The sequence below is a fragment of the Streptomyces sp. NPDC046866 genome, from assembly GCF_040704625.1.
Classification (GTDB): Bacteria; Actinomycetota; Actinomycetes; order Streptomycetales; family Streptomycetaceae; genus Streptomyces.
In genome coordinates, this window is the sequence record NZ_JBEYXN010000022.1 from 77,061 (window position 1) to 92,314 (window position 15,254).

Sequence of the window (15,254 nt, forward strand, 5' to 3'; positions counted from 1 at the left end):
CCGGGCACCGGCCGCCCCGGGCACCGGCCGCCCCGGCTCCGCCGCCTCAGCCGATGTCCGGCGGGTCGATCCGCACCCGGACCCGCTCCGAGGCCGGGACGCCGCGGGCCAGACGGGCCGCCTGGGCCGCCTTCAGGGCCGCGGCCAGGGCCGCCCCGCTGCCCGGCGGGACCCGGACCAGGGCCCGCTCCCCCGGCGAGGGCTCCCCGCGCCGCCCGGGCAGCGGCACCGGGCCCAGCACCTCCGCGTCCGGCGGCAGCTGTGCAGCGGCCAGGAAGGACTCCACGGCCTCGCCGCGCCCGGCCACCGCCGCCATCCGGGAGACCGGCGGGAAGCCGAGCTGAGCCCGCTCCGCGAGTTCCCGCACCGCGTGGCCCACCGGGTCCCACCGCACGAGCGCCTGGACCGGCCGCAGCGTCGGCTCGGCGACCACGACGACCTGACCGTCCCCCCGTACCAGCGAGGCGGCCGCGATCCACCGGCGCAGGGCGTCCTCCCCGGCCCGCAGGTCCGGCCGGGTCAGCATCGCCCAGCCGTCCAGCAGCAGCGCCGCCGCGTACCCGGCGCCGGCGGCGACCGGTTCGGCGCCCGGGGTGGACACCACCAGCGCCGGCCGGTCGGGCACCTCGTCCAGGACGTGGTCGCGCCCCGAGGTCCGTACGGGCACGGCGGGGAAGGCCCGGCCCAGCTCCTCGGCGGTGCGGCGGGCGCCGACGACCCGGGCGCGCAGCCGGAACGAGCCGCACTCCTCGCAGTGCCAGGCGGGCTCCGGCCGGCCGCACCACCCGCACTGCAGGTCCCGCGCGTCCGGGGCCTCCAGCGGGCCCGCGCAGACCGTGCAGCGGGCCGGGGTGCGGCAGCGTTCGCAGGCGAGCCGGGGCACGTACCCGCGGCGGGGCACCTGGACCAGCACCGGGCCGGTCTTCAGCCCGTCCCGGACCGTCTCCCAGGCCAGGCTGGGCAGCCGGGCGGCCCGTGCGGCCTCGTCGCGGGCGAGGAGCTCGTCGCCGACGGTGCGGATGCGCGGGGCGCAGGCGCGGACCGTTTCCCGGTCGGCGACGAGCGGGCGGGCCCAGCCGGATTCGACGAGCTGGGCGGCCTCCACGGTGCAGCTGGTACTGCCGGCGAGGAATCCGCAGCCGTCGCTGACGGCGCGCAGCTCCAGGACCTCCCGTACGTGCGGGAAGGGCGCGTTGTCGTCGCTGTGGCTGGAGTCGCCGTCGTCCCAGACGGCGACCAGCCCGAGGTCGCGTACGGGCGCGAACATGGCGGCGCGGGTGCCGATGACGGCGCGAACGGAGCCGCGGTGGACGGCGAGCCACTGGCGGTAGCGCTTCTCGGGGCCGGATTCGGCGGTGAGCAGGGCGTGCCGGCCCTCGCCGACCAGGGCGGTGAGGGCGGCGTCGACGCGGGCGGCGGTCCGCCCGTCGGGCAGGACGGCGAGGGCGCCGCGGCCGGAGGCGAGGGTGGCGGCCATGGCGCGGGCCAGCTCGTCGGCCCAGCCGGGGCCGGGCAGGGCGGTCCACACGGCGCGCGGGATGCCGCCGCCGGCGAGGGCGCGCAGGAAGGCGGGGCCGGCGCCGTACCGGGCCCAGCCGGCCGGGTCGGGCGCGGGGGGCGGGGGCAGGGGGGCCGGGGAGGGCTTGGACTCGGCGCGGGCGTTGCGCGGGGGCAGGGCCAGCTGGAGCACGTCGGCGAGGCTTCCGGCGTACCGGTCGGCGACGGCGCGGGCGAGCGCGAGCATGCCGGGGGTGAGGACGACCTCGGGCGAGACGACGTGGGCGAGGGCCGCGAGGGCTCCGCTGTAGTCGGACTCGGCGCGGCGCTCGACGATGAACCCGTCGATGAGCCCGCCTCCCTCGCGGCGGCCGCCGTGGACGTGGTGGGAGCCGGCCCCGAACCGGACGCGGACGCGGACGCCGGGCTGCGCGGCCTCGGACAGCTCCTCGGGGACGGCGTAGTCCCAGAGCTGGTCGAGGTGCAGGACGCCCTTGTTGACGAGGACGCGGGCGACGGGGAGCTCCTTGGCGAGGGCGGCGCCGCGCCAGGTGCGGGGCTTGGCCTTGGGGGCCCTGGCCTTGGCCTCGGCGACCATTTCGCGGATGAGCGCGAGCTGTTCGGGCGGTCCCCCGGGACTCCCGTCCCCGCCCCGCCGGCCGGCCTCGTTCTCGCTGCTCACACCCGCATTCTTACCAAAGCCCACCGACAACGCCGTCCCCCGAGGGCCGCTCCCGAGGCCCCATCGGCCCGAAACCGGCACGGCCCGAACCCGCAGCCGCCCCACGCCGCCGGGTCGGCGCGGGCGGGAAGGGGCGCAGCCCGGACCCGCGGGGGCGGAACCCGTCGGGGACCGGCCCGGATGGGGCAGGGATGCCGGCAAAGCCGGAACGGCGCACCGCGCGGCCCCTGGACGGCACCCAAGCCGGCCCGCAGCCCACACGCGCCAGGCCGGCAGAAGGCACGGGCGGGCCGGACCAGCGTGAACCAACCGGCCGGGGACGCCGAAGGGCCCCGGACCGGGGTCCGGGGCCCTTCGGGCTGGTGCGGGGGCCTTACAGGCCGGCGGCCTCGCGGAGGGCGGCCACGCGGTCCGTGCGCTCCCAGGTGAAGTCCGGCAGCTCGCGGCCGAAGTGGCCGTACGCGGCGGTCTGGGCGTAGATCGGGCGCAGCAGGTCGAGGTCGCGGATGATCGCCGCCGGGCGGAGGTCGAAGACCTCCGCGATGGCCTCCTCGATCTTCGCGACGTCCACCTTGGCGGTGCCGAAGGTCTCCACGAAGAGGCCGACGGGCTCGGCCTTGCCGATGGCGTACGCGACCTGGACCTCGCAGCGCGAGGCGAGGCCGGCGGCGACCACGTTCTTGGCGACCCAGCGCATCGCGTACGCGGCGGAGCGGTCGACCTTCGACGGGTCCTTGCCGGAGAAGGCGCCGCCGCCGTGGCGGGCCATGCCGCCGTAGGTGTCGATGATGATCTTGCGGCCGGTGAGGCCGGCGTCGCCCATCGGGCCGCCGATCTCGAAGCGGCCGGTCGGGTTGACCAGCAGGCGGTAGCCCTCGGTGTCGAGCTTGATGCCGTCCTCGACGAGCTCCTTGAGCACGTGCTCGACGACGAACTCGCGGATGTCGGGGGCGAGCAGCGAGTCCAGGTCGATGTCGGACGCGTGCTGCGAGGAGACGACGACCGTGTCGAGGCGGACGGCCTTGTCGCCGTCGTACTCGATGGTCACCTGGGTCTTGCCGTCGGGGCGCAGGTACGGGATGGTCCCGTTCTTGCGGACCTCGGACAGGCGGCGGGAGAGCCGGTGCGCGAGGTTGATCGGGAGCGGCATGAGCTCGGGGGTCTCGTCGCACGCGTAGCCGAACATCAGGCCCTGGTCGCCGGCGCCCTGCTTGTCGAGCTCGTCCTCGTCGCCCTCGACGCGCTTCTCGTACGCGGTGTCGACGCCCTGCGCGATGTCCGGGGACTGCGCGCCGATGGACACCGAGACGCCGCAGGAGGCGCCGTCGAAGCCCTTCTTGGAGGAGTCGTAGCCGATCTCGAGGATCTTGTCGCGCACGAGCTGCGCGATCGGCGCGTACGCCTTCGTCGTCACCTCGCCTGCGATGTGCACGAGACCGGTGGTGATGAGCGTCTCCACGGCCACACGCGAGGTCGGGTCCTCGGTGAGGAGTGCGTCGAGGATCGTGTCGCTGATCTGGTCAGCGATCTTGTCGGGGTGGCCCTCGGTGACGGACTCCGAGGTGAACAGGCGGCGGGACACATCGCTCCCTGGGGTTGCAGCGGCTGCTGGCTGATCATTTGGCGAAACACTACCGGGGGCTGCGCCCGGACACGTTCCGAATGCAGTTTATCGGTCGCCACCGTTCGGCGGACCACCCGTCTCGCGTTCTGGGAGCCCTGTGACCTGCGGCACTCCATTCTGGCTCATGGAGTCGGGTTGGAGAAGGGCCGTCGTTCACGCGCCGCGGGGCGCGAGGCGCGCGGCGACCTGGTCCCAAATCACGTCCGCCAAGGCTTCCTTCGGACCGTAGGGCACCGGCACCTCCGCTCCGTCGGAGCCCAGGATCACCGCCTCGTTCTCCTCGGAACCGAAGGTCTTGGATTCCCCGACCTCGTTCACGACGAGAAGATCACATCGCTTGCGCCGGAGCTTGGCGCGCCCGTTGGCCAGGACGTCGTCGGTCTCGGCGGCGAAGCCCACCACGACCTGGCCCTCGCGGGCGCGGTCGGCGGAGACCTCGGCGAGGACGTCGGGGTTGCGGACGAGCGCGACGGGGGCGGGGTCCTGCCCGTCCTGCTTCTTGATCTTGCCGGAGGCGTACTCCGCCGGCCGGAAGTCGGCGACGGCCGCGGCCATGACCACGGCGTCGGCGTCCGCCGCTGCCTTGAGCACGGCCTCGCGCAGCTGGACGGCCGTCCCGACGCGCACCACGTCCGCCCCGGCCGGGTCGGCCAGGGCCGTGTTGGCCGCGACGAGGGTGACCCGGGCGCCGCGGGCGACGGCGGTGCGGGCGAGCGCGTAGCCCTGCTTGCCGGAGGAGCGGTTGCCGAGGAAGCGGACCGGGTCGAGCGGCTCGCGGGTGCCGCCCGCGCTGATCACCACGTGCCGCCCGGCCAGGTCGGCCTCGGCGGCGCCGCGCGCCAGGACCCGGCGGCAGACCTCGTAGATCTCCTCGGGGTCGGGCAGGCGCCCCTTGCCGGTGTCCTTGCCGGTGAGCCGGCCGACGGCCGGCTCGATGACGACGGCGCCGCGGCGGCGGAGCGTGGCCACGTTCTCCTGGGTGGCGGGGTGCTCCCACATCTCGGTGTGCATGGCGGGGGCGAAGACGACCGGACAGCGCGCGGTGAGCAGCGTGTTCGTCAGCAGGTCGTCGGCCAGGCCGTGGGCGGCCTTGGCCAGCATGTCGGCGGTGGCGGGCGCGACGACGACGAGGTCGGCGCCCTGTCCGATGCGCACGTGCGGGACCTCGTGGACGCTCTCCCAGACCTCGGTGCCGGCCGGGTGGCCGGAGAGGGCGGCCCAGGTGGCCTCGCCGACGAAGTTCAGGGCGGACGCGGTGGGCACCACGCGCACGTCGTGTCCGGACTCGGTCAGCCGTCGCAGCAGCTCGCACGCCTTGTACGCGGCGATACCGCCGCTGACCCCGAGCACGACCTTCGGATTGCGCACCACACAGCGCCCTTCTCGCGACACATCCCGGCGACCCGCCCGGTGGGGCGGCGGGTGACACACCTATGACACACCACAGGCCCGGCAGGTGTGCTGCCGGGCCTGTGGTGCAAGGACTTTCCTCGGTGCCTTACTGGGCCGGGGCCTCGATGGCCTCGGAGGTCAGCAGGCCCGCGTTGATCTCGCGCAGCGCGATCGAAAGCGGCTTCTCGTGGACGTGGGTGTCCACCAGCGGGCCGACGTACTCGAGCAGACCCTCACCGAGCTGCGAGTAGTACGCGTTGATCTGACGCGCGCGCTTGGCCGCGTAGATCACGAGGCTGTACTTCGAGTCCGTGGCCTCGAGCAGCTCGTCGATCGGCGGGTTGATGATGCCCTCGGGCGCAGTGATGGAAGAGGACACGCTCTACCTTCCGAAGATGGATGAAAGATCAGACGTCGACCGGTTGTACGTCTTGCGGTTGTACACCTGTCAACCGATCAACGGTCACACAACGTCCATCAAGGCTAGCAGCTCACGTGCCACGTCCTCGACGGAGGTGTTGACCAGGGTGGTGTCGAACTCGGACTCGGCGGCGAGCTCGACCTTGGCGGTGGCCAGCCGGCGTTCGATGACCTCGGCGGATTCGGTGCCGCGGCCGGTGAGCCGGCGGACCAGCTCCTCCCAGCTCGGCGGGGCCAGGAAGACCAGCTGGGCCTCGGGCATCGACTCGCGGACGAGCCGGGCGCCCTGGAGGTCGATCTCCAGGAGGACGGGTTCGCCGTTCTCCAGGCGCTCCGACACCGCGCCGCGCGGGGTGCCGTAGCGGTTGCCCGCGAATTCGGCCCACTCCAGCAGCTCGCCGTTGGCGATCAGCTTGTCGAACTCGTCGTCGTTGACGAAGAAGTAGTGGACTCCGTGTCGCTCACCGGGCCGCGGTTTGCGGGTGGTGGCCGACACCGAGAGCCACACCTCGGGGTGGACCTTGCGCATATGCGCGACGACCGTGCTCTTGCCGACCCCCGAAGGGCCGGAGAGCACGGTCAGCCGCGGACGAACCTCTGCTGCCATAGAGCGATTATCCAGGTTCTCGGGACTGCCTGAGAACGCCGGAGGAACTCCGGGCGACGCGTCAGCCGGCAGGGGTGCCGAACTCACGCTCCAGGGAGGCGATCTGGTTGGAGCCGAGACCTCGGACACGCCGGGACTCGGAGATGCCGAGGCGCTCCATGATCTGCTTGGCGCGGACCTTGCCCACGCCCGGCAGGGACTCCAGCAGGGCGGAGACCTTCATCTTGCCGATGACGTCGTTCTCCTGACCCGTCTTGATGACCTCCTGGAGGGAGGCGCCGGAGTGCTTGAGTCGATTCTTCACCTCGGCCCGCTCCCGGCGAGCCGCGGCGGCCTTTTCGAGCGCGGCTGCGCGCTGTTCAGGGGTAAGGGGCGGAAGAGCCACGCCTACGTCACCTCGGATGTCGAACTGTCGGATACGGACCGGTGGGGAACCCTAGGGCGCCACACCAGGCGAATGCCCGAACAGCGGTGGAACTCGTTCGCTGCTCGTTCACTCTGGTCGGAGACTAGCGGCCAAGGCCGCTCCAGTCAGCGAGAACGGACGAAAAGTCCTGGTCAGCCTCCACTGAACCGTACATCACGGACATTCCACCCTGGATTTGTCCGGTGAAAGACGTTCGATTTTCGTCAGACCGTACGACGACCTTACGGCGGCCGTACGACGGCCGGGCGGCTCAGGCGGAGACGGCCTCGCGGATCTCCCCGGCGAACCGGGCGGCCGCGTCCCGCAGGGCGGCGGCGTCCGGCCCGTGCTTCAGGACCCCCCGCGAGACGTTCGGGACGACGTTGCGCACCGCCGCGCCGAAGACCTGCGGGAGGTCCGCGGCGGCGGCGCCCTGGGCCCCGATGCCGGGGGCCAGCAGCGGGCCGTTGATGTCCAGGTCGAAGGAGGAGAGGTCGCCGAGGGTGGCGCCGACCACCGCGCCGAAGGAGCCCATGGGCTCCGCCCCGGCGTTCTCCTCGGCCAGGTGCTTCAGCATGGTCGCGCCGATCGTCAGGCCGTCCTCGCGGACCGCCCGCTGCACCTCGGCGCCCTCCGGGTTGGAGGTCAGGGCCAGCACGAAGAGCCCGGCGCCGGACTCGCGGGCCAGGTCCACGGCCGGCTTCAGCGAGCCGTAGCCCAGGTACGGGGTGACGGTCAGCGCGTCCGAGAAGAGCGGCGAGTCCTTGCGGAGGAAGGCCTCGGCGTAGGCGGCCATCGTCGAGCCGATGTCCCCGCGCTTGGCGTCCATGACCACCAGGGTGCCCGCGGCCCGGGCGTCGGCCACGGTCCGCTCCAGCACCGCCAGGCCCCGCGAGCCGAACCGCTCGAAGAAGGCCGCCTGCGGCTTGAAGACCGCCACGGAGTCGGCCAGCGCCTCGACCACGGTGCGGGAGAAGGCCTCCAGGCCGGCGACGTCGTCGTTCAGCCCCCAGGAAGCCAGCAGGGCGGCGTGCGGGTCGATTCCGACGCACAGGGGGCCCCGCTCGTCCATGGCGGAGCGCAGGCGGGTACCGAAGGAGGGAGTCACTTGGCGGCGGCCTTTCGGGTTTCGGCGCCGACGGCCTCGGCGAGGGTGGCGTAGGGGCTTGCGGCCAGGCGGGCGGCCAGGCCCTTGTGGATGGCGCGGGCGTAGAAGGGGCCCTCGTAGATGAAGGCGCTGTAGCCCTGGACGAGCGTCGCGCCGGCCAGGATGCGCTGCCAGGCGTCCTCGGCGTTCTCGACGCCCCCGACGCCCACGAGGACCAGGCGGTCCCCCACACGGGCGTACAGGCGGCGCAGGACCTCCAGGGAGCGCTGCTTGACGGGGGCGCCGGACAGGCCGCCGGTCTCCTTGACGAGGGCCGGGTCGGACTTCAGGCCCAGGCCCTCGCGGGCGATGGTGGTGTTGGTGGCGATGATGCCGTCCAGGCCGAGCTCCAGGGCGAGGTCGGCGACGGCGTCGACGTCCTCGTCGGCGAGGTCGGGGGCGATCTTCACCAGGAGCGGGACGCGGCGGTCGGCGACCGTGCGGTCGGCGGCCTCGCGCACGGCGGTCAGCAGCGGCCGCAGTGCCTCGGTGGCCTGGAGGTTGCGCAGGCCGGGGGTGTTCGGCGAGGAGACGTTCACGACGAGGTAGTCGGCGTGGCGGGCGAGGCGCTCGGTGGAGGTGACGTAGTCGCCGACGGCCTCCTCCTCGGGCACGACCTTGGTCTTGCCGATGTTGACGCCGACGACGGTCTTGAAGACCGGGCGGCGGGCGGCGAGGCGCTGGGCGACCGCCGCCGATCCGTCGTTGTTGAACCCCATCCGGTTGATCAGCGCGCGGTCCGGGACGAGCCGGAAGAGGCGCTTCTTGGGGTTGCCGGGCTGGGCCTGGGCGGTGACGGTGCCGATCTCGACGTGGTCGAAGCCGAGCATGGCCATGCCGTCGATGGCGACGGCGTTCTTGTCGAAGCCCGCGGCGAGGCCGAAGGGGCCGTGCATGCGCAGGCCGAGGGCCTCCGTGCGCAGCTCCTTGTACCGCGGGGCCAGGGCGGCCGCGGCGAAGGTGCGCAGCACGGGCGTGCGGGCGGCCAGGCGGATCCAGCGGAAGGCCAGGTGGTGGGCCTTCTCGGCGTCCATCCGCTTGAAGACCAGGTTGAAGAAGAGCTTGTACATCGTCCGAAATGTCCCTCGTGCGCTCATGAAGAGGGGGACACCGCCGCGCGTTGCGCTCGTGGTGTCCCCCTCCTCGTACGGACTTGCTAGTCGCGGGCCGCGATCAGGCGCTCCGCGTGCTCCTGGAGCGAGCGGACGCCCACGCCGCCGTGGCCGAGCGCCTCGATGCCCTGGACGGCCGCGGCGAGCGCCTGGACCGTGGTCAGGCAGGGGACGCCGCGCGCCACCGCCGCCGTGCGGATCTCGTAGCCGTCGAGGCGGCCGCCGGTGCCGTACGGGGTGTTGACGATCAGGTCGACCTGGCCGTCGTGGATCAGCCCGACGATGGTCTTCTCGCCGCCCGGGCCCTCGCCCTCGCTGAGCTTGCGCACGACGGTGGCGTTGATGCCGTTGCGGCGCAGGACCTCGGCGGTGCCCGAGGTGGCGAGCAGCTCGAAGCCGTGGGCGACGAGCTCGCGGGCCGGGAAGATCATCGAGCGCTTGTCGCGGTTGGCGACGGAGATGAACGCGCGGCCCTTGGTGGGCAGCGGGCCGTAGGCGCCGGCCTGCGACTTGGCGTACGCCGTGCCGAAGACCGAGTCGATGCCCATGACCTCGCCGGTGGAGCGCATCTCCGGGCCGAGGACGGTGTCCACGCCGCGGCCGTGGATGTCGCGGAAGCGCGACCACGGCATCACGGCCTCCTTGACGGAGATCGGCGCGTCCAGGGGCAGGGTGCCGCCGTCGCCGGTCTTCGGGAGCATGCCCTCGGCGCGCAGGTCGGCGATGGTGGCGCCGAGCGAGATGCGGGCGGCGGCCTTCGCGAGCGGGACCGCGGTCGCCTTCGAGGTGAAGGGGACGGTGCGGGAGGCGCGCGGGTTGGCCTCGAGGACGTACAGGATGTCGCCTGCCATCGCGAACTGGATGTTGATCAGGCCGCGGACGCCGACGCCCTTGGCGATGGCCTCGGTGGAGGCGCGCAGGCGCTTGATGTCGAAGCCGCCGAGGGTGATCGGGGGCAGGGCGCAGGCGGAGTCGCCGGAGTGGATGCCGGCCTCCTCGATGTGCTCCATCACGCCGCCGAGGTAGAGCTCGGTGCCGTCGTAGAGGGCGTCGACGTCGATCTCGATCGCGTCGTCGAGGAAGCGGTCGACCAGCACGGGGCGGGTCGGGGAGATCTCGGTGGACTCGGCGATGTACGCCTCCAGGCGCGCCTCGTCGTAGACGATCTCCATGCCGCGCCCGCCGAGCACGTAGGACGGGCGGACGAGGACGGGGTAGCCGATCTCGTCGGCGATGGCCTTCGCACCCGCGAAGGTGGTCGCGGTGCCGTGCTTGGGGGCGGGCAGGCCGGCCTCGGCCAGGACCCGGCCGAAGGCGCCGCGGTCCTCGGCGGCGTGGATGGCCTCCGGGGAGGTGCCGACGACCGGCACGCCGTTGTCCTTGAGCGCCTGGGCGAGGCCGAGCGGGGTCTGGCCGCCGAGCTGGACGACGACGCCGGCGATCGGGCCCGCGAGGGACTCCGCGTGGACGATCTCCAGCACGTCCTCGAGCGTGAGGGGCTCGAAGTACAGGCGGTCGGAGGTGTCGTAGTCGGTGGAGACGGTCTCCGGGTTGCAGTTGACCATCACGGTCTCGTAGCCGGCGTCGCTCAGGGCGAAGGAGGCGTGGACGCAGGAGTAGTCGAACTCGATGCCCTGGCCGATGCGGTTCGGGCCGGAGCCCAGGATGATCACCGCGGGCTTCTCGCGGGGCGCGACCTCGGACTCCTCGTCGTAGGAGGAGTAGAAGTACGGGGTCTTCGCGGCGAACTCGGCGGCGCAGGTGTCGACCGTCTTGTAGACCGGGCGGACGCCGAGGGCGTGGCGGACCTCGCGGACGACGTCCTCGCGCAGGCCGCGGATCTCGGCGATCTGGGCGTCGGAGAAGCCGTGGCGCTTGGCCTCGGCGAGCAGCTCGGGGTCGAGCTTCTCGGCGGCGGCGAGCTCGTCGGCGATCTCCTTGATCAGGAAGAGCTGGTCGACGAACCACGGGTCGATCTTGGTGGCGTCGAACACCTCCTCCTGGGTGGCGCCGGCGCGGATGGCCTGCATGACGGTGTTGATGCGGCCGTCGGTCGGGCGGACCGCCAGGGCCAGCAGCTCGTCCTTGTCGCCCGGCTCGCCGGTGAAGGCGAACTGCGAGCCCTTCTTCTCCAGGGAGCGCAGGGCCTTCTGGAGGGCCTCGGTGAAGTTGCGGCCGATGGCCATGGCCTCGCCGACCGACTTCATGGTGGTGGTGAGGGTGGCGTCGGCCACCGGGAACTTCTCGAAGGCGAAGCGCGGGGCCTTGACGACGACGTAGTCGAGGGTCGGCTCGAAGGAGGCCGGGGTCTTCTCGGTGATGTCGTTGGGGATCTCGTCGAGCGTGTAGCCGACGGCCAGCTTGGCGGCGATCTTGGCGATCGGGAAGCCGGTGGCCTTGGAGGCGAGCGCCGAGGAGCGCGAGACGCGCGGGTTCATCTCGATGACGATGATGCGGCCGTCGACCGGGTTCACCGCGAACTGGATGTTGCAGCCGCCGGTGTCGACGCCGACCTCGCGGATGATCGCGATGCCGATGTCGCGCAGGCGCTGGTACTCGCGGTCGGTCAGCGTCATCGCCGGGGCGACGGTGATCGAGTCGCCGGTGTGGACGCCCATCGGGTCGAAGTTCTCGATGGAGCAGACGACCACGACGTTGTCGGCCTTGTCGCGCATCAGCTCGAGCTCGTACTCCTTCCAGCCGAGGATGGACTCCTCCAGGAGCACCTCGGTGGTCGGGGAGAGCGTCAGGCCCTGGCCGGCGATGCGGCGCAGCTCCTCCTCGTCGTGGGCGAAGCCGGAGCCGGCGCCGCCCATGGTGAAGGAGGGGCGCACGACGACCGGGTAGCCGCCGAGGGTGTCGACGCCCTTGAGGACGTCGTCCATGGAGTGGCAGATGACCGAGCGGGCGGACTCGCCGTGGCCGATCTTCTCGCGGACCCGCTCCACGACCTCCTTGAAGAGGTCGCGGTCCTCGCCCTTGTTGATGGCCTCGACGTTGGCGCCGATGAGCTCGACGTTGTACTTCTCCAGCACCCCCTGCTCGTGCATGGAGATGGCGGTGTTCAGGGCCGTCTGGCCGCCGAGGGTCGGCAGGAGCGCGTCGGGGCGCTCCTTGGCGATGATCTTCTCGACGAACTCGGGGGTGATCGGCTCGACGTACGTGGCGTCGGCGATCTCCGGGTCGGTCATGATCGTCGCGGGGTTGGAGTTCACCAGGATGACCCGCAGGCCCTCGGCCTTGAGGATGCGGCAGGCCTGGGTACCGGAGTAGTCGAACTCGGCGGCCTGGCCGATGACGATCGGGCCGGAGCCGATGACCAGGACGGACTGGATATCGGTGCGCTTAGGCACGCTCGGCCTCCATCAGAGAAACGAAGCGGTCGAAGAGGTACGCGGCGTCGTGCGGGCCCGCGGCCGCCTCGGGGTGGTACTGGACGCTGAAGGCCGGCTGGTCGAGCAGCTGGAGGCCCTCCACCACGTTGTCGTTGAGGCAGACGTGGGAGACCTCGGCGCGGCCGTAGGGGGTCTCGGAAACCTTGTCGAGGGGCGCGTCGACGGCGAAGCCGTGGTTGTGCGCGGTGACCTCGACCTTGCCGGTGGTGCGGTCCTGGACCGGCTGGTTGATGCCGCGGTGGCCGTACTTCAGCTTGTAGGTGCCGAAGCCGAGCGCGCGGCCGAGGATCTGGTTGCCGAAGCAGATGCCGAACAGCGGGGTCTTGCGCTCCAGGACGCCCTGCATGACGGAGACCGCGTGGTCGGCGGTGGCCGGGTCGCCGGGGCCGTTGGAGAAGAAGACGCCGTCCGGGGAGACCGCGTAGATGTCCTCGGCGGTGGCGGTGGCGGGCAGGACGTGCACCTCGATGCCGCGCTCGGCCATGCGGTGCGGGGTCATGCCCTTGATGCCGAGGTCGACGGCGGCGACGGTGAACTTCTTCTCGCCGATCGCGGGGACGACGTACGCCTCCTTGGTGGCGACCTCGGCGGAGAGGTTGGCGCCCTTCATCTGGGGGGCCTGCTGGACGCGGGCCAGCAGGGCCTCGTCCCGGACGCCCTCGACGGCCTCGCCGGAGAAGATGCCGACGCGCATGGCGCCGCGCTCGCGCAGGTGGCGGGTCAGGGCGCGGGTGTCGATGCCGCTGATGCCGACGACGCCCTGCGCGGCGAGCTCCTCGTCCAGCGAGCGCTGGGCGCGCCAGTTGGAGGGGACGCGGGCGGGGTCGCGGACGACGTAGCCGGAGACCCAGATGCGGGAGGACTCGGGGTCCTCGTCGTTGACACCGGTGTTGCCCACGTGCGGGGCGGTCATCACGACGACCTGCCGGTGGTAGGACGGGTCGGTGAGGGTCTCCTGGTAGCCGGTCATGCCGGTGGAGAAGACGGCTTCGCCGAAGGTCTCCCCCACTGCGCCGTAGGCGCGGCCGCGGAAGATCCGACCGTCCTCCAGGACGAGTACGGCGGGAGCTTTGGCTGCTCCCCTGGTGGAGGTCGTCATCGTTCGGCGCCTTCCGTCGTGATGGATGAGTGCTGTGTTGCGAGAGTGGTGATGTGCTCGACCCAGGCGGCGTGCTCGGCCGCCCGGTCGGAGCGGAATCCGGAGTCGATCAGCGTGTCGCCGTGCGCCCAGGTGACGACGAGCAGACCGCCCTCGGTGAGTACCTTGCCCGCGATTCCCTTGTCGAGGCGGGCGCCGCGCAGCTGTGCGGCCGGTACGAAGAAGTCGTTGGCACCCGGACGGACCACTTCCAGGCCCGCGTCGGTGAGCGTGAGCTCGACCCGGCTGCGCACGCCCAGTCCGTGGGCGACGATCCGGTCGAGCCACTGCCCGGCGGTGGTGGACCCGTGGTACCGGCCGGTGAGGGCGAGCCGGTGCTCGGGCAGGCCGCCGGGGGCGGCGGGGAGCTCGGGCAGATCGCTCTGCAGGGCTCCGCGCCATTTCCAGCCCTGCCGCATGAGCCAGTAGACGAAGGCGATGAAGACGAGCAGGCCGATCACCCACGCGATGCGGGCGCCCCAGTCCGTCACCTCCGCCGACTTGCGTTCGGCGGCCTCGGCGGCCAGTTGGATTACTGCAGGTGTCACGCGAGCTTCCCGTCCACGACCGTTGTACGGCCCCGCAGGAAGGTGTGAGTGACGCGTCCCGGCAGCTCGCGGCCCTCGTAGGGCGTGTTGCGGCTGCGGGAGGCGAAGTGTGCGGGGTCCACCACACCACGGTACGAGGTATCGACCAGGGTCAGGTTCGCGGGTTCACCAGCCGAGACGGGGCGTCCGTGGAGGTGGGACAGGCCGCCGATCCGGGCCGGGGCGAAGGACATGCGCTCGGCGACGCCCGCCCAGTCCAGCAGGCCGGTCTCGACCATCGTCTGCTGGACGACGGAGAGTGCGGTCTCCAGGCCCACCATGCCCATGGCGGCGGCGGCCCACTCGCAGTCCTTGTCCTCGTGCGGGTGCGGGGCGTGGTCGGTGGCGACGATGTCGATCGTGCCGTCGGCGAGCGCCTCGCGCAGGGCCATCACGTCGCGCTCGGTGCGCAGCGGCGGGTTGACCTTGTAGACGGGGTTGTAGGAGCGGACCAGCTCGTCGGTGAGGAGGAGGTGGTGGGGGGTGACCTCGGCGGTGACGTCGATGCCGCGGGACTTGGCCCAGCGGACGATCTCGACGCTGCCGGCGGTGGAGAGGTGGCAGATGTGGACGCGGGAGCCGACGTGCTCGGCGAGGAGGACGTCGCGGGCGATGATCGACTCCTCGGCGACGGCGGGCCAGCCGCCCAGGCCCAGCTCGGCGGAGACGATGCCCTCGTTCATCTGGGCGCCCTCGGTCAGGCGGGGCTCCTGGGCGTGCTGGGCGATGACGCCGCCGAAGGCCTTCACGTACTCCAGGGCGCGGCGCATGATCACGGCGTCGTCGACGCACTTGCCGTCGTCGGAGAAGACGGTGACGCGGGCGGCGGACTCGTGCATCGCGCCGAGTTCGGAGAGCTTCTTGCCCTCCAGGCCGACGGTGACGGCGCCGATGGGCTGCACGTCGCAGTAGCCGGCCTCCTGGCCGAGGCGGTAGACCTGCTCGACCACGCCGGCGGTGTCGGCGACGGGGAAGGTGTTCGCCATGGCGAAGACGGCGGTGTAGCCGCCGGAGGCCGCCGCGCGCGTGCCGGTCAGGACGGTCTCGGAGTCCTCGCGGCCGGGCTCGCGCAGGTGGGTGTGGAGGTCGACGAGGCCGGGGAGGAGGACCTGGCCGGCGGCCTCGATGACGGTGGCGCCGTCGGCGGAGAGCTGGCCCCCGACCTCGGCGATGGTCTCGCCGTCGATCAGGACGTCCTGCGCCTCGCCGCCGAGGACCTTCGCGCCGCGGATAAGGATCTTGCTCAT

General features: G+C 72.3%; 12 protein-coding genes. All 12 read right to left on the reverse strand.

Annotated elements, in window-relative coordinates:
* Nucleotides 1-46: 46 nt before the first annotated feature.
* Nucleotides 47-2,179 (reverse strand): primosomal protein N', encoded by a 2,133-nt coding sequence (locus AB0953_RS27295; RefSeq protein ID WP_366862215.1) that lies wholly within the window; start codon nt 2,177-2,179, stop codon nt 47-49.
* A 373-nt stretch (nt 2,180-2,552) separates the two neighbouring features.
* The gene (gene metK, locus AB0953_RS27300; protein WP_366862216.1) at nt 2,553-3,761 is read right to left on the reverse strand and encodes a methionine adenosyltransferase; all 1,209 of its coding nucleotides are present in this window, start codon (nt 3,759-3,761) and stop codon (nt 2,553-2,555) included.
* A 195-nt stretch (nt 3,762-3,956) separates the two neighbouring features.
* The gene (coaBC, locus tag AB0953_RS27305) at nt 3,957-5,171 is read right to left on the reverse strand and encodes a bifunctional phosphopantothenoylcysteine decarboxylase/phosphopantothenate--cysteine ligase CoaBC (RefSeq protein WP_366862258.1); all 1,215 of its coding nucleotides are present in this window, start codon (nt 5,169-5,171) and stop codon (nt 3,957-3,959) included.
* A gap of 130 nt (nt 5,172-5,301) precedes the next feature.
* Nucleotides 5,302-5,574, reverse strand: coding sequence for a DNA-directed RNA polymerase subunit omega (gene rpoZ / locus AB0953_RS27310; RefSeq protein WP_004948662.1), 273 nt, complete (start codon nt 5,572-5,574; stop codon nt 5,302-5,304).
* Between the two features lie 84 nt (nt 5,575-5,658).
* A complete protein-coding gene (gene gmk, locus AB0953_RS27315; protein WP_366862217.1) occupies nt 5,659-6,222 on the reverse strand; it encodes a guanylate kinase in 564 nt (187 codons plus the stop codon).
* 61 nt (nt 6,223-6,283) lie between these two features.
* A complete protein-coding gene (locus AB0953_RS27320) occupies nt 6,284-6,607 on the reverse strand; it encodes an integration host factor (RefSeq protein WP_008740406.1) in 324 nt (107 codons plus the stop codon).
* A 292-nt stretch (nt 6,608-6,899) separates the two neighbouring features.
* Nucleotides 6,900-7,736 carry an orotidine-5'-phosphate decarboxylase gene (gene pyrF, locus AB0953_RS27325; RefSeq protein WP_366862218.1) on the reverse strand — a complete coding sequence of 279 codons (837 nt, stop codon included), beginning with the start codon at nt 7,734-7,736 and terminating at the stop codon, nt 6,900-6,902.
* Nucleotides 7,733-8,845 (reverse strand): quinone-dependent dihydroorotate dehydrogenase, encoded by a 1,113-nt coding sequence (locus AB0953_RS27330; RefSeq protein WP_366862219.1) that lies wholly within the window; start codon nt 8,843-8,845, stop codon nt 7,733-7,735. Before AB0953_RS27330 ends, pyrF begins: the two co-directional genes overlap by 4 nt.
* Nucleotides 8,846-8,931: 86 nt before the next feature.
* On the reverse strand, nt 8,932-12,240 hold the full coding sequence (carB, locus tag AB0953_RS27335) for a carbamoyl-phosphate synthase large subunit (RefSeq protein WP_366862220.1): 3,309 nt from the start codon (nt 12,238-12,240) through the stop codon (nt 8,932-8,934).
* The gene (carA, locus tag AB0953_RS27340; protein ID WP_366862221.1) at nt 12,233-13,381 is read right to left on the reverse strand and encodes a glutamine-hydrolyzing carbamoyl-phosphate synthase small subunit; all 1,149 of its coding nucleotides are present in this window, start codon (nt 13,379-13,381) and stop codon (nt 12,233-12,235) included. The genes carB and carA overlap by 8 nt, the downstream gene beginning before the upstream one ends.
* Nucleotides 13,378-13,968, reverse strand: a complete 591-nt coding sequence (locus AB0953_RS27345) for a hypothetical protein (RefSeq protein ID WP_366862222.1) — start codon at nt 13,966-13,968, stop codon at nt 13,378-13,380. The genes carA and AB0953_RS27345 overlap by 4 nt, the downstream gene beginning before the upstream one ends.
* Nucleotides 13,965-15,254, reverse strand: a complete 1,290-nt coding sequence (locus AB0953_RS27350; RefSeq protein ID WP_366862223.1) for a dihydroorotase — start codon at nt 15,252-15,254, stop codon at nt 13,965-13,967. Before AB0953_RS27350 ends, AB0953_RS27345 begins: the two co-directional genes overlap by 4 nt.